Source organism: Occallatibacter riparius, assembly GCF_025264625.1.
Taxonomy (GTDB): Bacteria; Acidobacteriota; Terriglobia; order Terriglobales; family Acidobacteriaceae; genus Telmatobacter; species Telmatobacter riparius.
Map to the genome: position 1 here is coordinate 4,556,207 of NZ_CP093313.1, position 21,877 is coordinate 4,578,083.

The 21,877-nt window shown below is 61.6% G+C and carries 18 protein-coding genes; 14 read left to right on the forward strand and 4 right to left on the reverse strand.

The annotated features are described in order from the left end of the window. Positions 1–8: 8 nt before the first annotated feature. Complete coding sequence (locus tag MOP44_RS18485) at positions 9–161, reverse strand: hypothetical protein (RefSeq protein WP_260791726.1); 153 nt, start codon at positions 159–161, stop codon at positions 9–11. A gap of 268 nt (positions 162–429) precedes the next feature. On the opposite strand from MOP44_RS18485, the gene MOP44_RS18490 reads away from it, so the two are divergent. After that, on the forward strand, positions 430–948 hold the full coding sequence (locus tag MOP44_RS18490) for a DUF2393 domain-containing protein (RefSeq protein ID WP_260791727.1): 519 nt from the start codon (positions 430–432) through the stop codon (positions 946–948). Between the two features lie 166 nt (positions 949–1,114). Here MOP44_RS18490 and MOP44_RS18495 read toward each other — a convergent pair whose 3' ends face one another. Then, on the reverse strand, positions 1,115–1,462 hold the full coding sequence (locus MOP44_RS18495; protein WP_260791728.1) for a DUF1330 domain-containing protein: 348 nt from the start codon (positions 1,460–1,462) through the stop codon (positions 1,115–1,117). A gap of 264 nt (positions 1,463–1,726) precedes the next feature. Here MOP44_RS18495 and MOP44_RS18500 point away from each other — a divergent pair, with 264 nt between their 5' ends. The 13 genes from MOP44_RS18500 to MOP44_RS18560 all read left to right on the forward strand — a co-directional run bounded on the left by MOP44_RS18500 (position 1,727) and on the right by MOP44_RS18560 (position 19,139). Further along, complete coding sequence (locus tag MOP44_RS18500) at positions 1,727–2,341, forward strand: hypothetical protein (protein WP_260791729.1); 615 nt, start codon at positions 1,727–1,729, stop codon at positions 2,339–2,341. Continuing rightward, positions 2,331–2,723 carry a transcriptional regulator gene (locus MOP44_RS18505; RefSeq protein ID WP_260791730.1) on the forward strand — a complete coding sequence of 131 codons (393 nt, stop codon included), beginning with the start codon at positions 2,331–2,333 and terminating at the stop codon, positions 2,721–2,723. The genes MOP44_RS18500 and MOP44_RS18505 overlap by 11 nt, the downstream gene beginning before the upstream one ends. A gap of 111 nt (positions 2,724–2,834) precedes the next feature. Next, complete coding sequence (locus MOP44_RS18510; RefSeq protein WP_260791731.1) at positions 2,835–3,572, forward strand: di-trans,poly-cis-decaprenylcistransferase; 738 nt, start codon at positions 2,835–2,837, stop codon at positions 3,570–3,572. Then, positions 3,569–5,059: a B12-binding domain-containing radical SAM protein gene (locus MOP44_RS18515; protein ID WP_260791732.1), complete on the forward strand. Its 1,491-nt coding sequence runs from the start codon at positions 3,569–3,571 to the stop codon at positions 5,057–5,059. The genes MOP44_RS18510 and MOP44_RS18515 overlap by 4 nt, the downstream gene beginning before the upstream one ends. Positions 5,060–5,353: 294 nt before the next feature. Beyond that, positions 5,354–6,292: an OmpA family protein gene (locus MOP44_RS18520; protein WP_260791733.1), complete on the forward strand. Its 939-nt coding sequence runs from the start codon at positions 5,354–5,356 to the stop codon at positions 6,290–6,292. Between the two features lie 442 nt (positions 6,293–6,734). Continuing rightward, positions 6,735–7,670, forward strand: coding sequence for an alkaline phosphatase family protein (locus MOP44_RS18525; protein WP_260791734.1), 936 nt, complete (start codon positions 6,735–6,737; stop codon positions 7,668–7,670). A 231-nt stretch (positions 7,671–7,901) separates the two neighbouring features. After that, positions 7,902–10,700 carry a PAS domain-containing sensor histidine kinase gene (locus tag MOP44_RS18530; RefSeq protein ID WP_260791735.1) on the forward strand — a complete coding sequence of 933 codons (2,799 nt, stop codon included), beginning with the start codon at positions 7,902–7,904 and terminating at the stop codon, positions 10,698–10,700. A 193-nt stretch (positions 10,701–10,893) separates the two neighbouring features. Beyond that, positions 10,894–11,976: a uroporphyrinogen decarboxylase gene (hemE, locus tag MOP44_RS18535; protein ID WP_260791736.1), complete on the forward strand. Its 1,083-nt coding sequence runs from the start codon at positions 10,894–10,896 to the stop codon at positions 11,974–11,976. A 94-nt stretch (positions 11,977–12,070) separates the two neighbouring features. After that, complete coding sequence (gene hemH / locus MOP44_RS18540; RefSeq protein ID WP_260791737.1) at positions 12,071–13,039, forward strand: ferrochelatase; 969 nt, start codon at positions 12,071–12,073, stop codon at positions 13,037–13,039. A gap of 413 nt (positions 13,040–13,452) precedes the next feature. After that, positions 13,453–14,805 carry a Xaa-Pro dipeptidase gene (locus MOP44_RS18545; RefSeq protein ID WP_260791738.1) on the forward strand — a complete coding sequence of 451 codons (1,353 nt, stop codon included), beginning with the start codon at positions 13,453–13,455 and terminating at the stop codon, positions 14,803–14,805. Positions 14,806–14,825: 20 nt separating this feature from the next. Further along, positions 14,826–16,121, forward strand: a complete 1,296-nt coding sequence (locus MOP44_RS18550; RefSeq protein ID WP_260791739.1) for a glycosyltransferase family 87 protein — start codon at positions 14,826–14,828, stop codon at positions 16,119–16,121. A gap of 84 nt (positions 16,122–16,205) precedes the next feature. Then, a complete protein-coding gene (locus tag MOP44_RS18555; protein ID WP_260791740.1) occupies positions 16,206–17,612 on the forward strand; it encodes a glycoside hydrolase family 27 protein in 1,407 nt (468 codons plus the stop codon). 600 nt (positions 17,613–18,212) lie between these two features. Beyond that, positions 18,213–19,139 (forward strand): proline dehydrogenase family protein, encoded by a 927-nt coding sequence (locus MOP44_RS18560; protein ID WP_260791741.1) that lies wholly within the window; start codon positions 18,213–18,215, stop codon positions 19,137–19,139. Positions 19,140–19,233: 94 nt separating this feature from the next. On the opposite strand, the gene MOP44_RS18565 is transcribed toward MOP44_RS18560, so the two are convergent. Both MOP44_RS18565 and MOP44_RS18570 read right to left on the reverse strand, forming a co-directional pair. After that, positions 19,234–21,399, reverse strand: coding sequence for a M56 family metallopeptidase (locus tag MOP44_RS18565; RefSeq protein ID WP_260791742.1), 2,166 nt, complete (start codon positions 21,397–21,399; stop codon positions 19,234–19,236). Then, the gene (locus MOP44_RS18570) at positions 21,399–21,824 is read right to left on the reverse strand and encodes a BlaI/MecI/CopY family transcriptional regulator (RefSeq protein WP_260791743.1); all 426 of its coding nucleotides are present in this window, start codon (positions 21,822–21,824) and stop codon (positions 21,399–21,401) included. Before MOP44_RS18570 ends, MOP44_RS18565 begins: the two co-directional genes overlap by 1 nt. Positions 21,825–21,877 lie beyond the last annotated feature (53 nt).

A 21,877-nucleotide genomic window follows, 5' to 3' on the forward strand; every position in this document is an offset into this window, starting at 1 on the left:
CTATAGGGTCAGAAGGCCCAGAGGCTCCCGAGTACCAGCAGAATGGCGCCCACCGTTACGCATTTATAGACGGCTTCTTCCGCAGCGATGCGTCGGCCGCGCAAATTGTCCGGCGTGCATTCGGTGGGGACCGGGGATGGGGTGCGGGGAACGGACTGCATTGTGCGCTGCCTTTCTATCGCCCTGCGACGAAAAGTTATACTGCGGCCTCAAAAAACACTTCAACCGATACGGCGTCGGAACAACTTGAAATTCCGTTCTTAATGGCTTAGACGCTGCACATTTCTCAGAGATGCCACAAATTCACGGAACTTTTCCTCGACGTCATCGGCACTTCTCTTCTCACCGACCAGACGACCTGAGTTCTCATTCCGCTCCCCATGAGTCGATGTCAACGTGCTCCGAAGGGAACGGGTGTAGAATCCTGCCGTGAACACTGGTCCTGAGCTCATTCGCCCTGCTGAAGCCCGCGAGCGCAACTGGATGCCGATCATCATTGCGGCGGGTGTCGTTGTTCTTGTGGTGGGCATCGTCATCTTTGTGACGAGCCGAAACCATAATTCTCAAGTTGCCCCGGTCACAGCCGCGGCCGATCCTTATGCTGCCAGTCTGCCCGTCACCAACGTGCAGATGAGCGAATCGGCGAACCTCGCCGGAGGCAAGGTCACCTACCTCGACGGCCACATTGCTAATAAGGGGAGCAAGACCGTCAGCGGCATTATGGCGCAGGTGCTGTTTAGAAACTATGCCCATGAAGTTGCACAAAACGAGTCGCAACCCATGATGTTGATTCGCACCCGCGAGCCCTATATCGATACACAACCCGTATCTGCGGCGCCACTCAAACCCGGCGACGAACGCGATTTCCGGCTAAGCTTCGATACCGTTACACCTAATTGGGATGGCGCCTACCCCGAAATTCGCATTCTGCGCGTCCAGACTCAATGAGTCAGACTAACCACTCCCCTGGCTAATCCCGGAGCTGCAGGATGATAGCGTCTGCCGTGGTGCGGCGCCATGGTCATGGTGCGCGGCCTCGAACACGACAATCCACTGGCAGATGTGACAGAGAACCTGGCGCAGTCCGACGCGTTAACGCTCTTCCCGTAGTTGTTTATTTTGCCAACGAGCTGCGGATTCCCTCGGCGTATCCCTTCACCGTGAAGCCATCTGGGAGACCGTCGATCAGACCGAGGTCGTTGATGGAGTTGTTTTTCCGAAGTGGAATGATCGCTTGATACTCCGCAGAGTTATACCAAGCTGTGGCGGCGTTGCGGTCCGGAAATTCCATCAGCACCACCGCTCCCGGCCATGCACCCTCCAATACGTCCAGCGGCCCCATAGCTAGAAACCTGCCGTGAAATGGCTCGACCGTGGCTTCGACCTTCGCAAGGTAATCAACGGCCTGGGCATTTGGAATGTCGCCTGGAATGCGAAGGTGATTCACCAAGTAAGTTTTCATCGTCTGCTTCCTTTCAAGTAATCATCGGAGCAAATACTATCGACACTCCGTCTGAGTTGCCCCCACGGAAGACCCAATCTTAACCGGTCCGGACTGGCGTCCGACGACGTAAGACAGCGTAAGACAAGGCTGGGTGGCTGTCTTACAGCGGCATCGCGGCGCGTAACGGCGCTCCGACACCCATTTCGCCCAACCTCAAAATTCATAGTTGACACACGCACGCCTCTGCGATACTTTGCAATGTAAAGTGAAACGAGGGGCCCGATGGACGATCTAAATAAGGCGCTCGGAGACATCAGCAGCATCCGGCGCCAAATGGCGCGCAGCACCGAATTCCGCGGCTACGGCCCGGCTACCCTCGCCTCCACCGGGTTCATTGCCATCGTGGCTGCCGTGGCCCAGCAGATCTGGCTGACCGATCCTGCCCGCCACGTCCTCGTCTACCTCGGCATCTGGTTCACTACAGCCGCTTTATCTGCCGGCATTATCGGCACGCAGATGGTCACGCGCGCTTACCGGGTCCATTCCGGCATGGCCGACGAGATGATCCACATGGCAGTCGAGCAATTTCTGCCGTCCATGGGCGCCGGCGGCCTGGTGTCGTTGGTGCTTGTCAATCGCGCCCCCGGCGTCGCGTGGATGCTTCCCAGCCTCTGGCTCGTCACCTTCAGCCTCGGAGTTTTCGCGTCCTGCCGGTTCCTGCCCCGGCTGATGGTGCTGGCAGGCGTCTGGTATCTCGCCATGGGACTGATTACTCTGGGCTTGGGCGACGCGCGCTCCCTCGCCCCCTGGACCATGGGCCTCTCGTATGGAGCCGGCCAGCTGCTGGTCGCTGCCATTCTCGCCCTCAGCACAAAGGAGAATCGCGATGAAAGATAAGCCGAATGAAGGTCGCTTCGCCTATGAGGGCCTGGATCGCACCATTCACGAGCGCGCCCGCCTCAGCCTGCTCACGTCGCTCATCACGAATCCCAAGGGCCTCACATTCAACGACCTAAAGGAGCTCTGCGCACTGACCGACGGCAACCTGAGCCGCCACCTGCGCGTGCTTGAAGCCGCCAAACTCGTTGAGATCGCCAAGGGCATCGACAAGAATCGCTCGCTCACCGTCTGCCGCATCACGCCCACTGGGCGCAAGCGCTACCTGCACTACCTCGAAACGCTCGAGCAGGTGGTGCGCGACGCCGCGCAGGTTCCGATCCCCGCCAGCAAAAAAGATCAGCAGACCGACCTGGGCGGCCTCGCGCCGTCCCGGGCCTGATCTTTTTTTTGCCCGATTACTTTGTGCTGCAAAGTTGACGATTGTAAGACGATCGTAAGACAGCGCAAGACCCAACCCAAATATTCCGAAGAGCCAATTCAGGGAGGCAGTGTGAGTCATAACTTTACATCGCAAAGCGGAGATGGCCTGCACGTCGCCATCATCATGGACGGCAATGGCCGCTGGGCCACGCGCCGCGGGCTGCCGCGTGTCGCTGGCCACCGCGCCGGCGTCGCCGCGCTCAAGCGCATCGTGGAGCACGCACCCGACGTGGGTATCCGCGCCCTCACCGTCTATGCCTTCTCCGCTGACAACTGGGCGCGCCCCGCCGGCGAGGTGCAGAGTCTGTTCTGGCTGATGCGCGCCTTCCTCCGTCTCGAAACCGAACGCCTGCGCCAGAAGAGCGTTCGCATGCAGATCATTGGCCGCCGTGACCGCATTCCTGCCGCAGCTCTGCGTGAAGTGAACCGCAGCGAGTTCGTCACAGCCGCCGGTCGCCGCCTGCTCTTCCGTGTCGCCATCGACTACTCCGCGCGCGATGCGATTGCGCGCGCGGCAAGCTCCTCCCCAGCGCAGGAAGCTTCCGTCTCTGCCGCACGCAGTGCAATGCACCACGAGCTCACGCGCGAAGTCGGCGAAGTCGATCTGCTGATTCGTACCGGCGGCGAAAAGCGCCTGTCAGACTTTCTGCTGTGGGAGTCGGCCTACGCCGAGCTCTACTTCACCGACTGCATGTGGCCCGACTTCAGCCCCGCCGAACTCGACGCAGCCCTCGCTGAGTTTCGCCACCGCGAACGCCGCTTTGGCGCAGTGCCCACCGCAGCCGTCGCGGCCGGAGGCAGTCGATGAGCTTGCTCCCGGGATCGCGAATCAATCGGCCCCTGAAGGTGAAGTTCATCCTGCCCGCGCTGACGGAGGCGACGGATCCCTACTGGCGACCGGTGAAGTACTCGCTTTTCCCGCCGCTCGGCCTGGCCACACTGGCGGCTTATCTCAATGCGGACGACGAAGCCCTCATCGAAGACGAGCACGTGCAACCCCTCATCACAGACGACGCGCCTGACCTCGTCATCATTCAGGTCTACATCACCAATGCCTACCGCGCGTATCGCCTCGCCGATCACTATCGCAGCCGCGGCGCGTTCGTCTGTCTCGGCGGATTGCACGTCACGTCGCTGCCCGATGAGGCCGCGCCGCATGCCGATGCCATCTTCCTCGGACCGGGCGAGCAGACCTTTCCGCAGTTTCTCGAAGATTTGCGAGAAGGGAAGCCGCAGAAGGTCTACACTTCAGGCCTCGGGCGCACGCTCGAGCGCATTCCGCCCATACGCCGCGACCTGATCCGGCGCCAGCTATATCTAGTGCCCAACTCCATCGTCGTCACGCGCGGCTGCCCGCAGCACTGCGATTTCTGCTACAAGGATGCGTTCTTTCAGGGCGGTCGCGGCTTCTACACGCAGCGCGTCGACGATGCCCTGGCCGAGATCGATCGACTGCCCGGCCGTCACCTGTATTTCCTCGACGACCATCTGCTGGGCGATGCCCGTTTCGCTGCATCGCTCTTCAGCGGAATGCGCGGCATGAAGCGCGTCTTTCAGGGCGCGGCCACGGTCGACTCCATCCTCCGCGGCAACCTGATCGAGCGCGCCGCCGAAGCCGGCATGCGCAGCATCTTCGTTGGTTTCGAGACGCTGACGCCGGAAAACCTCAAATCCAGCAACAAGCGCCAGAACCTCGGCCGCGATTACAAAGCAGTCACAGACCGGCTGCACAGCCTGGGAATCATGATCAACGGCAGCTTCGTCTTCGGCATGGATGACGACGGCGACGACGTCTTCAGGCGAACAGTCGACTGGGCCATCGAGCAGGGAATCACTACCGCCACATTCCACATCCAGACGCCCTACCCCGGAACCCGCCTCTACGACCGTATGTTACGTGCCGGACGGATGACGAGCAGCAATTGGGATCTCTTTGATACCAGGCATGTTGTTTACCAGCCGGCGCGGCTCGCTCCGGAAAAGCTCAAGACCGGCTACGACTGGGCCTATCACGAGTTCTACCGCTGGTCGGCCATCGCCCAGGCCGCTCTCCATCACGGCACCGTCAAGCACCAAGCCAAGCACTTCTTTTACGCGGCGGGTTGGAAGAAGTTCGAGCCGCTGTGGGATTTCGTGATTCGCGCAAAGCAGCTAGCCTGGATGACCCCGATGCTCGAAGCGGTCCTATCGCGCGTGACCGGCGGACCAGCCCGGCGATTCAGCCCGCCCGCGGATCTGCTGCCCATCCTGCAACAGGAATCAGCGATTCCCGCACCCGCCGTCCAACGCCCGTAATACGGCGTAAGACAAGCTATTCAAAGAGGCTTTCGCCTCCCGGGAAAACCCGCGCCGCCGGGTAGAAACTACCGCCGCGGGTAAAAACTACGCCCCCGGAACCACGCAAATTTTTCCGTCCTTTCCACCTGCCAACTTGTAGACGCAGTCCCCGTATTGATTCCAAGGTACTTAGATTCGTGCCGCCCTCCCCGCGACTTTGGCACGGGGGTTGCTAACTATAGGGCGAGCAGGCAGAACGCTCTTCCCGCGATCTAACGGCGGAGACCAAAAAAGAAGATTAGAGGAGCTTAGATGAAAGCCCGCACTTTGATTCCTGGCCAATTGGCCATTGTCGCTTTGGCATCTGCGATCGCCATTCCCGCAGCTGCGCAGCAAGCGCAGCCTGCGCCCCCTCAGGACAACCCTCCTTCGGCTGCGCAGTCGCAGCCTGCGACGACCCCGCAAGCAAGTTCAGCGTCCCAAACGTCGCAGCAGCAGCCCTCCCCCGATGCAAACCAGCAGCGGCTGAGCAACAAGTCGAAGGAGGGGTTCTGGGGTCACATGCAGCCCTTCGCCCGCAAGAAGTGGGTGAAGCGGCAGACCGATCCAATCAACGATCGGCTCACTGAACTCGATGAACTGAACGCCAAGAACGCGAAGGATATTCAGGACGTCGATTCCCGCGCACAGGCCGGAATTAAGCAGGCCCAGTCCACCGCAGATGCGGCCAACCAGGCCGCAACCCAGGCCGGTGCACAGGCGCAGACCGCCAGCACCACAGCCCAGGGAGCTTCAGGCCACGTAGACCAGATCAACACCAAAGTGAACGGGCTTGACCAGTATCGTCAGGTCTCCGAAGTCGAAGTGCCCTTCCGCAACGGCAGCACAGTCCTCTCCAAGGACGCCAAGGATCAGCTCGATCAGCTCATCCAGAACGTGAACGGCCGTCAGGGCTACATCATCGAAATGGAAGCGCACACGCCGGGCCGCGGCTCGGTGGGTATCCAGAACTCGCAGCGTATTGCCCAGGTTGTAAATCGTTACCTGGCAGAACACGACATTCCCGTCTACCGCATGCATGCAGTGGCGCTGGGCAATGCCCAGGTCGCCTCAAACACTGGCGCCGACGAGCCGGCAGCTCCGGTTCGCAAATCGAGCGTACACGTGCGGTTGATGGAAAACAGCTTGGCGGCCCAAGGCGCCGCATCACCCCAGGGTGCAGCGCCTTCGACAGGTGCGGAGCGGCCCTAAAACCGCAGCCACTCCCCCGAGGCTATTACCGCGCCTTCGGCTCCCCCGCCGACGGCCGCCAAACAAGCTCTCGTAACAGAGAGAACCAAGGCAACTTGGCCCCCGCCGAAAACGGGGGCCGATTTTTTTTTGTGTCTTACGGCCGTCTCACACAGATGCGGGCGCCGTGAGCTCGGGAATTGAGCGGTTCCCTTGAGTAGCGAACGGGTTGAGGCCTCATCATCACGGCTCCTGCACCCATTCGAGCGCGGGACGATCCTCCGTTCCACCTCAATCTGCCCCGCGTTGATCCACGGGAAAAACGTGTGCCAAGCCGTTGATCGCGTGAACTCCATCCGCAGGAATGGACCTGAAGTCCTGGCTTTCTTCGGACACCCGCAGGCTGCGAACTCACATCTTAACCAGTTGTTCATATGGCGGTCTCCGCCGCCCGGAGGTTTTGTTGAGGATTAGGTTTTTTGCCGCGTCGGCTTCACTTGCATTTTGCGCGATCGTCCTGGGTTGCGGCGGAGGCTCAGGCTCGAACTCCCCGTTTACCGGCGGTCCTACTTCCGGCGGAGGCTCTGTCCCATCCAGCCGTCACGTAGTCGTCGTCATGGAGGAGAATCAGATCTACGCATCGGTAGTCGGCAATGCGCTTGTCTGGCCCAACCTCAACAAGCTCATGATGCAGGGCGCACTGGCGACGAATTACTACGCCAATACGCACTACTCCATCGGCAACTACTTCATGCTCACTACAGGACAGATACTGACCAGAGACGATAACTCGAGGCAGATCTGGAACGTGGACAGTATCGCCCGTCGCATGATCTCGGCAGGAGTGTCATTCAAGATCTACGCTGAAGGCGCGACACAGGGTTACACAGGCGGAAACACGGGCCAGTATGTACTTCGTCACAATCCCTTCGCGTTGTTGAGCGACGTTGCCGATTCTCCGACCACCGCCAGGAAGTACATCTGGCCGTTCACTCAATTGGCTTCTGATATCGCCAGCAATGCACTGCCTCAATTCTCCTTTATCATTCCCAGCATCGCGAACGATGCGCATAGCGGACCCCCCACCCAGGCCGATGCATGGCTGCAGTCGAAAGTGGTAGGACCCATCTCGGGCACACCCGCGTTCAAGGCGGGCGGCGACGGAATCCTCGCTGTGCTCTACGACGAAAGCATTGTGAGCGATACGGCCAACGGAGGCGGCCACGTAGCCGCGCTCTTCTGGGGCCCACTCGTTAAGCCCGGCTACCGGCAGAGCTCCAAGACCGTTTACCAGCACCAGAGCATGCTGGCCACTTGGATGGCCGCTCTCGACCTGCCAAATCCTCCGGGACAAGCCGCAAACGCGCCAGTGATGAGTGAGTTCTTCGTGCAAAAGTAGCCGCAACACCGAGGCCGACGCGACTGCCCTCATCCGGAGCAAAGCTCGGCGCTCCTTTATGAAGCGAGTCACGGGCCTGCATTCTTACGTTCTTATCGTGTCCGGAATGTCCTTTCGCCGGCTGAATTACGGGCAAGACAGCATTTCTGTCACTTTGAGCATCCAATTCGCTTAGAGTTTCCTCCTGCGCGGACCGCGGATCTCCAACTCAGTCGCTGTTTTCCCTTCTCCATGCAAAATGACCTTGGCACAGGCGGCGCTGTACAAATTTCCTCGGGAGTAGAGCGAATCTGCGGGCCCGGCGTGATGGCCGATCTCATCCGCACACACCACTGGATGAGTGCCGGCCTCGGCTGCATTGCGGAGTGGCCCGACGCACTTGTGGTTTTGATCAACATGATGCTGGCAAACCAGCATCCCATGATCCTCTTCTGGGGCGATGGCCTCACCCAGTTCTACAACGACGCGGCCATTCCCATCCTCGGTCCCGACAAACACCCTCAATCCCTCGGCCGGCGTGGCGACGAAAGCTGGGCGGAGGTGTGGCACGTGGTCGGCCACCAGATCGAGAGCGCCCGCCAGGGGACCCCCATCTGGAATGAGGACTTCCTCGCTCCCATCTTCCGCGAAGGCCACGTCTCGGATGCCTGGTTCACCTACAGCTACAGCCCGGTGCGCGATGGCTCCGGCCAGATCACGGGCGTTCTGGTCACCTGCCTCGAGACTACGCAAAGCGTCTTGGCGCGACAATCATTCCGCGCAGAGCAGGAGCGGCTGCTTGCGCTCTTTCAGCAGGCCCCGGCATTCTTCGCCGTCCTCCGCGGCCCCGACCACGTCTACGAATTGACGAACCCTCCCTATCAACGGCTGATCTCCGGCCGCAACGTCATCGGAAAGAAACTGCGAGACGTGCTGCCCGAGGCCGTCGAGCAGGGCTACGAGGATGTTCTCAACCGCGTCTATCGAACCGGTGAGCCATTCATCGGCAACGATGTCCAGTTCACCTTTCCGGCCTTTGCAGATCGCCCTGAAGAAGTCCGCAGCCTCGACTTCGTTTACCAGCCCCTGCGTGAGCCGGACGGATCGGTGTCGGGCATCCTCGTCCTGGGTGTCGACACCACGGAGCGCAAGCGCACGCTTGAGGCGCTGCTCGCCACCGAAAAGAGCGCTGCAACCGTGCTCGAGGCCATCAGCGACGGCTTCCATGTGATCGACAACCAAGGCCGCTTCCAGAATTTCAATCCGGCGGGGCGCGCGATCTACGAGTCGCAAGGACTGGACGCCGACGAACTAATCGGCAGAAGCCTGCACGACGTCTTTCCGGGCATTGAGAATTCTGATACTGGCCGCGCTCTCGTGGAATGCTTGCACACCCACCAGCCCACCACGGTCGAAGGGTGCTACCGCCCCTGGAACCGCTGGTTTTCGGTGCGCAACTATCCCACGCCCGATGGCGGCGTGGCCACCTTCTTCCAGGACATCACCGAGCGCCGCCAGACCGAAGACCAGCTCAGCGAGCAGCGCGAGCGCTTTGAATTCGCCACGCGGGCCGCGCAGATTGGCTACTGGTTCTGCAATCTCCCCTTTGACAAGCTCGACTGGGATGACACTGTGAAGGAGCACTTCTGGCTGCCTCCGGATGCAAAGGTCGATATCGAGCTCTTTTACCAGCGCATTCATCCAGACGACCGCGAACGCACCCGCGTGGCCATTGAAACTTCCATTGCCACCAATGGCCGATACGACATCGAGTACCGCACCGTGTCGCCGGACGGCGCGTGCAAATGGATTCGCGCCATTGGCCGCACCGCCTACAACGAAGACGGCAGCCCCGCGCGCTTTGACGGCGTCACCCAGGACATCACTGCCCTCAAGAAGGTGACCGAAGCTCTCGACGCCGAACGCGCACGTCTGAGCGCAGTGTTCGAAAATGTGCCGGTCGGCCTCCTCTTCACGCTCGCTGACGGCCGCATCGTCAGCGGCAATCGCCAGGCTGAACGCATTCTGGGCCGTTCCTTCTCGCACGAGGGGAGTGAGACGTATCGCGACCTGCACGTGCTGCACGCTGACGGTACGCGCGTCGAGGTCGGCGACCGCCCGCTCACGCTCGCTCTTGCCGAAGGTGGAATCCATCGCGGCGAGTATCAATATGTGCGCCCCGACGGCTCATGCATTTGGGTGGAGATGATTGGCGCGCCGATTCTGGATGCGCAAGGAAAAATCATCGGCGCGGTCGATGCTTTTGCCGATATCGACGTGCGCAAGCGAGCTGAGACCGCACTGATCCGTAGCGAGAAGCTGGCGCTCGTCGGGCGGCTTGCAGCGTCCATCTCGCACGAGATCAACAACCCGCTTGAAGCAGTGACGAACTTGCTTTACCTCATCGAGAACAACACCAAAGACGCCACCGCGCGCAACTTCAGCCGCACGGCACAGGATGAGCTCGCCCGCGTTTCGCACATCGTCACGCATACGCTGCGCTTCAACCGCCAGACCGTGGCCCTGGGCGAGCAGAAAATGTCGGGACTCCTCGAATCATCCGTAGCCATCTACGAAGGACGCCTCAAGAACTCCGGCGTTTCCCTCGACCGCGACTATGCCGACACGTCGCGCGTGTTCTGCTCGGGTTCAGAGATCCGCCAGGTGTTTGCCAACGTCGTCGGCAATTCGTTCGACGCCACCAAGACTGGCGGCCGCCTGGTTCTGCGCACGCGCGATCAGCGCCACTGGCGCACTGGCCAGCCGGGCGTGCGCGTCACCATCGCCGACACCGGCCACGGCATGCCCGAAGAGGTTCGCCGCCGCTTGTTTGAGCCGTTCTTCACCACAAAAGGCGACAATGGCACCGGCCTTGGCCTCTGGGTGAGCCGCGAAATCATCGCCAAGCACCACTCCCGCATGCGCGTGAAGTCGCGCCAAGGCGATCGCAGCGGCACCGTCTTTAGCATTTGGTTCCCGCTGAACGCCGTGGCCCAGCGCACCCCGGAAATCATCGAGCCTCACACCCACGCCGTTGTACATTCAGCGTGAAGGGGAATGGCGTCGCCACTCCCCACCGCATCTGTGCTACGTCTCGCTCATTAAGCTCACGGCATCCTCACCTTGCCAACGGTAGGCCCGCTTTCCATCCGGTCATCGCCGGCAACCCGTCCGAGTGACGCAGCGCACACCGGTTTGCCCCGATCTGCCGATTTTTACCTCCGGCCCTCTAAAATTCCCCTATATGGATACGAAAGCCCAGAACAGCGCTGTCGAAGAATCAATTCTGGACGGCAGCCGGTTTGTGCGCGCCTGCCTGCGCAAGCCCGTCGATCGCACCCCCGTATGGTTCCTCCGCCAGGCCGGCCGCTACATGCAGGAGTACCGCGACGTCCGCAAGCACCACACGCTTGTCGAAATCTGCAAGCAGCCCGACCTGGCCGCCGAAGTGACCATTACCGCGGCCGAAAAGCTCGGCGTCGACGCGGCCATCATCTTTGCCGACCTGCTGCTGCCGCTCGAGCCCATGGGCCTCGACTTCGAATTCCAGGCCGGCGAAGGCCCCGTGGTCCACCACCCGGTCCGCACCGCCGACGACGTGAAAGCTCTCCGCACCGACCGCGCCGCCGACCTCGACTACGTCGCCAAGGCCATCAGCAAAGTCGCCGCGCACTTCAAAGACCGCCTCGGCATCATCGGCTTTTGCGGCGCGCCCTACACCCTCGCCAGCTACATGATCGAGGGCGGCGGCTCGCGCAATTACATCGAGACCAAGAAGCTGATGTACGGCAACACCCTTGCCTGGAACAGCCTCCTCGACAAGATCGTCACCGTCCTCACGGAGTACTGCCGCCAGCAGGTGCAGGCCGGAGCCGACGTCATCCAGATCTTCGATAGCTGGGTAGGTTCGCTCTCGCTCACCGACTACCGCGACTACGCCTTCGAAGCCTCGAAGCGCTTGGTGCGCGCTGTGCAGGGAATGGGCGTGCCCGTGATCTACTTCGGCGTCGAAACAGCAGGCCTGCTCACCGACATGGCCGCAACCGGCGCAGACGTGATCGGCCTCGATTGGCACCAGCCTCTCGACGTCGCCTGGCGCTCGGTCGGCTATAACCACGCCGTCCAGGGCAATCTCGATCCCATCACCCTCTTCGCTCCGGTAGAAATCCTCGAGCAGCGCGTGAAGGAAGTTCTGCGCGCCGCCAACGGACGTCCCGGCCACATCTTCAACCTCGGCCACGGCATCGTCCCAAACACCCCCGTAGAGAACGTGCAGGCCGTAGTGAAGATGGTCCGAGAATTCCGGCTACAAGAAACAAGCCTGTAGCTCGTAGCCGGTAGCCTTGAGCTTCTGGCTACAAGCTGCGGGCTACTGGCCCTGAGCCCTAACCCCTAAGCCCTGTTCCCCAAGGATCCCCCGCATGCCCAAACAAGCCGTGCTCCTGCTAGCCCACGGAACTCCTGAAACCGTCGAGCAGATTCCCGAATACCTGCGCAACGTAGTCAGCGGCCGTCCGCTGCCGCAGCATGTCATCGAGGAGATCCAGCACCGCTACGGCCTTATCGGGCGCAGCCCCCTGACCGAGCTCACCATGGAGCAGGCGCGCCTCACTGCGGCGCACCTCGCAGCGGGCGGCGTCGACGTTCCCGTCTACGTGGGCATGCGCAATTGGCGTCCCTATATCCCCGACGTCGTAAAACAGATGCGCGCCGAGGGCATCGAAGAGGCTGCAGTCATCTGCGTCGCTCCGCAGAATTCCCGCACCAGCGTCGGCCTCTACCGCCGCGCCGTGCAGGCTGAGGCCGGCTCCCTTAGCATCGACTTCACCGAATCCTGGCCGCAGCACCCTCTCCTCATCCAGGCTTTCGCAGAACGCCTTCGCACCGCGCTGGCCAAGCTCACCGCTGAAACCGGCCAGCCTGTCCCAGTCCTCTTCACCGCGCACAGCGTTCCGTGCCGCACCGTCCAGACCCCCGCCGCCAGCGAAGGCGCACCGCGCCACTGGCCCGGCGAAGGCGCCGACCCCTACGCGCAGGAAGCCAAGCACACAGCCGAACTCGTCGCCCAGGCCGTTCCTGAAATCCCGCGCTGGTTCTTCGCCTTTCAAAGCCAGGGTGCCAGCGGCGGTCCCTGGATCGGCCCCACAGTGGAACACACCCTCGACACCCTCGCGGAAGCCGGACAGAAAGCTCTCATCCTCCAGCCCATCGGCTTCCTCTGCGATCACGTCGAAATCCTCTACGACGTCGACATCGCGTTCAAGCAGTATGCGCACGAGAAGGGAATCCGCCTCGAGCGCCCCGAGTCACTCAACGGCTCGTCCACCCTGGCAAGCGCCATCGCCGACCTCGCCCGCCAGGGACTTCAGCGGCTCCGCAGCGGGGCCTAGCCAGCCGTTCCAGCGCAAAACATAGACTTCCCAAAATGAAACGCACCCCCGGTAATCACCTCAGGTGACAACCCTAAGTCCTTGTGCATGCTACAATTTTGATTCCTCACAGGAAACGTAAGCGATACTGTCTTGAGCGAGTTAAAGAGTAAAGAGCACACTTCCGAAAAAGACACCAGCAGCGCAATTGTTTGCCCGACCTGCGGCAGGCAGTCCCTTCGCCGCACCTCGCGCAAAGGATTCATGCAGCGCGTCATCTATTCCCGCTTCGGCTATTACCCCTGGAAGTGCTCTGGCTGCCAGGTCATTCAGCTCCTCAAGAATCGTGGCGCGCGCCGTCGCCGCAAATCCAGCGAGTAGCCCGGCCGCACCGTTCTCTATAATGCGAGGGAACCCCTTTCATGGAGCCCCTCTTGCCCCACTCCAGTTCTGTTTTCCTTCGCGCCGCCGCTGCCGTCTGCGCGCTCGCCGCTCTCCCGCTCACCACCCACTCGCAGGCGAAGACTCCCGCGCCCGTTCCCACGACGTACGTCAAAGCCGGCCACCTCTTCGACGCCACCAGCGACAAGCTTCGCGACAACGTCGTGCTCGTTATCGACGGTGAGCGCATCAGCAAGATCGCTCCGGCCGCTGAAGTCACGATCCCCGCCGACGCCAAAGTCCTCGATCTGTCCAGCGCCTGGGTCCTGCCCGGCCTCATCGACTGCCACACGCACCTTGAAGCGCGCTCCGACAAATACGACCCCATCAACGAGGTCAAGCAGACGCCCTTCACGAACGGCTTCAACGGCGTGGTCAATGCGGCCAAGACCCTCCAGGCCGGCTTCACCAGCGTGCGCGACGTGGGCTCAAGCCCCTTCTTCGCCGTCGATCTTCGCCGCTACATCGATGAAGGTTTTATCCCCGGCCCGCGCGTCGTTGCCAGCGGACCAGCGCTCTCCATCACCGGCGGCCACGGCGACATGAACGGCTTCGCCCCGGCGGTCTCCAACATGTTGTACCCCGCCGAAAAGGACTTCGCCATCGTTGACAGTCCCGACGAGATCCGCCACGCCATCCGCGCGCAGGTCAAGTACGGCGTCGACGTCATCAAGATTCTCGCCACCGGCGGCGTGCTCTCCCAGGGCGACAAGCCCGGCGCCGAGCAGTTCACTTACGAAGAGATGAAGACCGCCGTCGAAACCGCGCATGCCACCGGCCGCAAAGTCGCCGCGCACGCCCACGGAACCCAAGGCATCAAGGACGCAGTCCGCGCCGGCGTCGACTCCATCGAGCACGGCAGCCTCATCGATGCCGAAGGCATCCAGCTCATGAAGCAGCACGGCACCTACCTCGTCGCCGACATCTACAACGACGACTACATCCTCGGCAAAGCAGTCGAGTTCGGCCTGCCCCAGGAGAACGTCGACAAGGAGAAAATGGTCGGCCGCCTCCAGCGCGAAAACTTCCAGAAGGCCGTCGAGGCCGGCGTCAAGATCGCCTTCGGCACCGACGCCGGCGTCTATCCCCACGGCGACAACGCCAAGCAGTTCCACTACATGGTCAAGTTCGGCATGACCCCCGCCGGCGCCATCCGCGCCGCCACGCAGTCCGCCGCGGACCTCATCGACCGGTCCAAAGACATAGGCACGCTCGAGTCCGGCAAGTATGCCGACCTGATCGCCGTTACCGCGAATCCTCTCGACAAGGTCGAAGTGCTTGAGCACGTCGGGTTCGTGATGAAGGGCGGCAAGGTCTACAAAGACGAACTCAGCCCTGCGAAGTAACCTCATCGGAAAGGCCGGCCTTGTCGCGAGCCCGCATCGACTCTCTCGTCTACTTCCTGATCGGAGCGGCGGTGTTCCTCGCGCTGGGCTGGCTGACCCCGCCTTACCCTGACCTCAGCCAGTCCGACTTCAAGGCCGTCTACTACGCCTCCAAGGCGCTCGTTCATCACCGGGATCCCTACCTCCAGGCCAACCTGCTTGAGCTCTACAGGTCCGAGCCGGGAAACACGTCCGCCGCGCAGCTCGGCGCATCGCAGGTCGTCACCGTCTGCGTAAACCTCCCCACAGGCCTGCTCCTCATAGCGCCCTTTGCTCTCTTGCCGTGGACCGTTGCCCACATCCTCTGGTCCATACTCACCGCGGCCCTGTTCCTCTTCGCCGCATATCTCATGTGGACCGCCGGCGTAGACCGCGCGCCCCGCGTCACTGGATTCCTGATGCTGGTGCTGCTCTCCGGCAGCCAGCTCCTGCTCCAGACCGGCAACGCCGCCGGCATTGTAGTCAGTCTCTGCGCCATTGCCGCCTGGTGTCTCCTGAGTCAGAGGCATGTTACCGCCGGCGTGATCTGTCTCGGCCTCGCTCTCGCCCTCAAGCCGCAGGACGCCGGATTCATCTGGCTCCTCTTCCTTCTCCTCCCCGCCTTCCGCCGCGCGGCATTGCAGGCTCTCGCTATCATCGCCGCGCTGGCCATTCCCGCCATGTCGTGGGCCTGGCGCATAGCGCCAAACTGGATCGCCGAACTGCGCGCCAACCTGCTCTCGACATTCGCACCGGGCCAGCTCAATAGCCCTGACAATCCGCTCACCGACCCCGCCGTCCGCGGCCCCATGAACGTGAGCCTGCAGACCATCACGGCGATCTACTGGAGCCATCCCGCAATTTATAACGCTGTGGCGTACGTTGTTCTCGCGGTGCTTCTGCTTGTCTGGCTCACTGCGGCTGTACGATCCATGCAGAACCCATGGCTGCTCCTGGCAGCGATCGTCCCCATCGCCGTCATCACCGGCTACCACCGCCAGTACGACACGCGCCTGCTCATCCTCGCTGTCCCTGCCTGCGCCCTGCTCAGCCGCGCAGGCTGCCGACTCGGACGCCTCGCCGTCGCCTTCACCTTCGCTGCTGCAATCCTCACCTCCGACATCGTCATCCCCGACATCGGCAACCTGACTCTGGCCATGCGCACCGACCACACCGGCCATGGCCGAACCATCCTCTACTCCCTCATCGGCCGGCCCGTTCCCTGGGCCATGCTGGCCCTCGCTGCCTTCTATGCGTGGCTGCTGTGGAACCCGCGAGGAACTAACGTAGTTCAGTGACCAAGACGAAACACCATCGGCAAATGCTTGGCGCTGAAGGCGCGATTGGCCGCACCGCAGGTGCCGTGTGGTATACGTTTTCCCATGTCCCGCGCACACATATTTCGCGCTCTCTATCTGCTCGCCATCATCACGTTCCTCTTCGGCCTTCTCGAGTCCGTCGATGCCCAGGCTGCGCCGAAGGCGCAATTGGCCGCACCGCAGGTGCCACCGATGGGCTGGAATAGCTGGGACGCCTACGGTCTCACCATCGACGAAGCCCAGTTCCGCGATAACGTGAAGGTCCTCGCCGGCATGAAGCAGGCCGGCTGGCAGTACGCGGTCATCGACGAAGGCTGGTACATGCGCGATCCCTTCGCCGCCACCACTGAGAAGCAGCAGTACCTCTACGACCCCAACGGCCTCCTTCTGCCGGTTGAGGCTCGCTTTCCCTCGAGTGCCAACGACGCCGGATTCAAGCCGCTTTCCGACTGGGTCCACTCCCTCGGCCTCAAGTTCGGCATCCACGTCATGCGCGGCATCCCCAAGGAAGTCGTAGACCACAACCTGCCCATCGCCGGCTCCAGCTTCCACGCCCCTGACGCCGCCGACCGCGACGCCACCTGTCCCTGGAACGACGCCAACTACGGCGTGGCCGACAACGCCGCCGGCCAGGCCTATTACGATTCCATGCTCAAGCGCTACGCCGACTGGGGCGTTGACTACATCAAGATCGACTGCATCAGCGACCACCCCTACCGCCCCACCGAGATCCGCCAGGTCGCCGAAGCCATCCGCAAATCCGGCCGCCCCATGGTTCTCAGCCTCTCGCCCGGCCCCACCAATCTCTCCCACGCCGACGAAGTTGCGAAGTACGCCAACATGTGGCGCATCACCGACGACCACTGGGACGTGTGGATGGCGAAGAACAAAGGGCAGGGAAGCGAGTTCCCCTTCGGCCTGAAAGAAGAATTCGACCGGATCGCCGCGTGGAACAAGCACGTGAAGCCCGGAACCTGGCCTGACCCCGACATGCTTCCCGAGGGCAACCTCGGCCCCCACCCCGGCCTCGGTGAGGCGCGCCAATCGCACTACACCCAGGACGAGCAGCGCACCGAGTTCACCCTCTGGGCCATCAGCCGCAGCCCCCTCATCTTCGGCGGCAACCTCACCAAACTCGACGACTTCACCCGCTCGCTCATGACCAACAAGGAAGTGATGGATATCAATCAGCACGCAACCGTCAGCGGGCCTGCTCTGATGCCCATGAACGAAGGCCGACCGGACTTGCAATGGCGCGCCTGGTATGCAAAGAGCGGCGGCAAGACCTACGCCGCGGTCTTCAACCTGGCAGATGAGGCAAAGACTCTCGACGTCGCGTGGCTGAGTTTCCACCTTGCCGACAAACCTCACACCGCGTTCGACGTCTGGAACGGCAAGCAAATCCCAACGGCCAAGACGCTCCACGTGGAGCTCCCCCCTCACGGCTGCGCTCTTTATCGCGTCGAATAGAGGGTTCTGCAACAAGGGCACGGCTTTAGCCGGGCCGAAGCGCCGTCCTGCCTCTACAAGCTTCGTATCAGGGGCTGCCTTCAGGCAGCCCGAAACCTCAGATCAAAGATGATGAGGGCTTTAGCCCCCGCGTCCCGAAACCAACACACACGTGACCGCCATCACCGCCCCAACTCACCAAACGCGCTAATCTCCATCTGTCGTGTGCCCTGTTCAGGATCGTCGCGTGAGTTCTGCGCCGTGGCTTCGGAGGTCGGGCAGAGGCCAAGTAAACATGCACCAGAATTGCAGCATGTTTACTAGAAAATTAGCTACCCCTCCCCCTGTTTTTACTTCTCCGAATTTTCGCTTTTTCGGCCGATATTTTCCGATAAAGTTTACTAATTAAGTAAGTTAGATAGGCTCCATAAAATCATAGATTTTTTAGGCGATGAAACGGCGAAACTGTTAAAAGGTTACTCATCTGTTAATAGACGTTCTGTAGCTGGGGCACGGCCGCCGCCTCCAATCTCGCCAGCTCCTCGAACCCCGCGTCAATATGCGACAATCATCCTTCCGCCTTAAGAGCGCTCCCCGCGAATCTCAGGCGCTGAGTCGAACATGGCCCTTTTGCGTTCCGGTTTCATTGCTCTCTCCAAGAACAAAACCCTTCGCCATTTCATGGAGCGCTCCCGCATGGGAGTCAAGCTCAGCTCCCGCTTCATCGCCGGCATGACCATCGACGATGCCGTCCGCGTCTGCGACTCGGTCAACAAGCAGGGCATGGCCGTCACCCTCGACGCCCTCGGCGAAAGCGTCACCGACGCCGCTGCAGCCCACCGCGCCGCCGGCGTCTATCACAAGCTTCTCGACGCCATTGCCGCGCGCAAGCTCAATGCCAACGTCAGCGTGAAGCTCACGCAGATGGGCCTCGAAGTCGACCGCGGCCTGGCCGAAGGCATCGCCCTCGACCTCGCCAAGCATGCGGCGTCCTTCAACAACTTCGTGCGCATCGACATGGAAGACTCGTCGCTCACGCAGGTCACCATCGACATCGTGCGCCGCATTCACGCCATGCCTGGCCTCGCCGGGGCCATCGGCATCGTGATCCAGTCGTACCTCTACCGCTCTGAAGCCGACATCCAGCAACTTCTCGCCGACGGCATTCGCATTCGCTACTGCAAAGGCGCCTACAAAGAACCGCCCGAGGTCGCCTTCCCGAAGAAGGCCGACGTGGACGCCAACTACGTGAAGCTGAGCAAGGTCCTTCTCGACAGCCCGGTTTACCACGGCCTCGCCACGCACGACGAGAAGATGATCGCCGCGGCTAAGGCATACGCCCGCGAGCGCGGCATCGCCAACGACCACTTCGAATTTCAGATGCTGTATGGAGTGCGCCGCGACCTGCAGCGCGACCTGATCCGCGATGGCTACCGAGTGCGCGTCTACGTGCCCTTCGGCAGCGAGTGGTACCCGTACTTCATGCGCCGCCTCGCCGAGCGCCCCGCCAACGTCCTCTTCATCGCAAAGAACCTGATGAGAAGCTAGAGAAGAGAAGGGCTCAGGTTTTAGGGATTAGAAAACAGCGCCAGCCGCAACTAACCCCTAAAACCTGATCCCTAACCCCTGCGCGCGCAGCGCGCTACTGCACCTGCTTCGCCTTCCCATTCTTCAGATACTCATCAATGATCGTGAGTACCTTGCCGTCCATCTCGCGGGCGATGCGTCCCTGCTGCTCGCCCAGCCGGCCCTGCTGTTCACCGAGCTTGCCCTGTTGCTCGCCAAGCCGGCCTTGCTGTTCGCCGAGTTTGCCCTGTTGCTCGCCGATCTTGCCTTCGATGTCGCCGATGCGTCCCTGCAGGTCTCCCAGCTTCTCTGAGATCTCCGCAAGCTGCTCGCTGGTCACAGTTCCGCCCTTCTGCGCGTTAAGCTTGGCGACCGCGTCAGAGAGCTGCTTAAGTTCCTTGCTCACATCCGGAGTGGGCACGCTGGCCTGCTCTTGCTTACGGCCAAGCTCTTCCTGCTGGCGCCCAAGATCTTCCTGCTGCTTGCCGAGCGCCTCCTGCTGCTTGCCTAGGTCTTCCATCCGGTCCTGCATCGGCTTGAGCTGCGCGAGCGCCGCCGGATCGTCGATCACATACGACTTGCCGTCGCGCTCGAACCAGAGAAAATCTCCATGCGCAACCTGGCGCGCCTTCTCGATCTTTTCCTTCGATCCGTGGTCCCAATTACCGGAGAAGTGCACGCTGTGTTCGCCGCTACCGGTGACATAGGCATACGAATCCCGATCCCCGAAGCTGTAGCCGTATCCATAGCCGCCGGCCTTCAGAGCCATCAACTGGCTTTGGTGTCCGGCCAGAACAGCGAATGCCTGCGACTGCTTCTCCATATCCCGCGCAGCTTTCATCGCCGCATTGAATGCGCCTGGCTTTACGTAGACCAGTGGATAGCCGCCACCCAGCGAGACAACGTCGCTGTCCGGTGCAACCGGCGCTACGGCTGGCACACCTGGTGTCTCAGGCGCGACGGGAGCCACTGCAGGTGCACCCGCAACCGGCGGAACGGCAGTCGGAGCAGCGGGAGCCTGCGGCGCAGTCGCGATCGTTTCCGGCTCCGGCGGAACCGCAATACCGGTACGATCGTCTGCCGGCGGCGGCGGAGGAACCGGCGCTGCGACCTGCGGTGCATTCGTCTGCGCAGCTTGCACGCGGACCAGCGCGGTAGCGGCAAACAACGCGACGGGAACCAGCAGCACGGCGACGGCAATGCGCGCGCGGCCGCCTGCAAATGCCTGACGGAAGCTGCTCTCATTCAGCAGCCGTTCAATGCGAGAGATCACATGCCCATGATTTGCCATGGCAACTCCTGTCGGGATGGGGCGCGGCAGCGCCGCGAATTCGAGAAGAACCTGTGCATACGACGCGTGACTGGCGGCATGATCCAATGCCGCGCGGTCGCTGATGGTCTCGCTCAGGTCAGAGAGTTTGCGTTTGATCCACCACCCCAGCGGGCTGAACCAGAACGCAGCGGTGTAAAGCGAAGCGCACAACTGCACCCAGAAATCGCCCTGGCGCACATGCGAAGCCTCATGCGCAAGAACGATGCGCAGCTTTTCGCTGTCCCACTCGGCGTAGTCCGCCGGCAGCACGATCCCCGCACCTAACGTGATGGGCGATGCGACGGACTTGCTGACCCGCACGCGTAATGTCTCAGGGATCGCGTCGGATGAAACCGGCACAGCCCCGCGCCACAGACGGAGTGCAGAAGCAACTCCGAACCCAAGCCGAAGCAGCAGCGCGAAGCATCCGCCCAGGTAAAGGAGCAGAAGTCCATCCGCAAAGTTCAGCCTTCCCGCGGGTCGCAAGGCCGGCTCAGCGGGCAAGAATCTCTGCGAATCTCCGACGCCTGACGAAATAGAGGGAGCAGGGAAGCGGCTGATCGATGCGCTCGGCGCCAAGGTCGAGGTGTCGTCGGCGGATTTCGTCCTTGGATGAAACGCGAGCGGCGCCGCCACCTGCGTGGAAGCTGCAACCGGCGTGTGCGCCTCAATCGGTTTGGCCTCCGGACGCGCATGCCATAAATTCTGCGGAAGCTGAATCGTTGCACTGTGCAGCACCGGGATGCGCGCAGCCCATGGCGCCAGCCAGGGCATCAGCACGGCCGCAGTCAGCACCAGCATCCACGCGGCCTTCTGCGCCACCACGTTGCGTGTGCGGAATGCGAACAAACCCACACCCACAACCGCCGCCACCAACAACGAGCGTGCCGCCGAATCAACCAGCAGAGCAGCCAATGAAGACGACATCATCACTTCGCCTCCTTGTTCCCAGCCTTCTTTTCTGATCCCTTTTGCGCCGCCGCAATTCGTTCCGCCATCCTTTGCAACTGGCGGCGATCGAGCACCTTCGAATCCACCATGCCCACCAGCAGAGCTTCCACTGAGCCGTCGCAGAACCAGTCGACAATGCGCTTCACGGCACGGCCAGCTACCCGTTCAGGCGACTCCGCCGGGCGATAAATGAATGTGCGATTTTCCGTCTCGTGCGCCAGGTAGCCTTTTTCTTCCAGCCGCCGCAGCACCGTCCGGATCGTGGAATCTTTGAGGGGTCGGTCCAGCTCTTCGCGCACCTGCTCGGCTGATACGCTGCCAAGCCGCCACACGGTAGTGAGAATATCGCGCTCTAGTTCGCCAAGCTCGACCGGGTCATGATTAAGGTGAGTGTTACTCGCCATAGTGTTACTGACGGTAACATATGCCGAAGGTGAGCGCAACTGCCGTTTTTTAC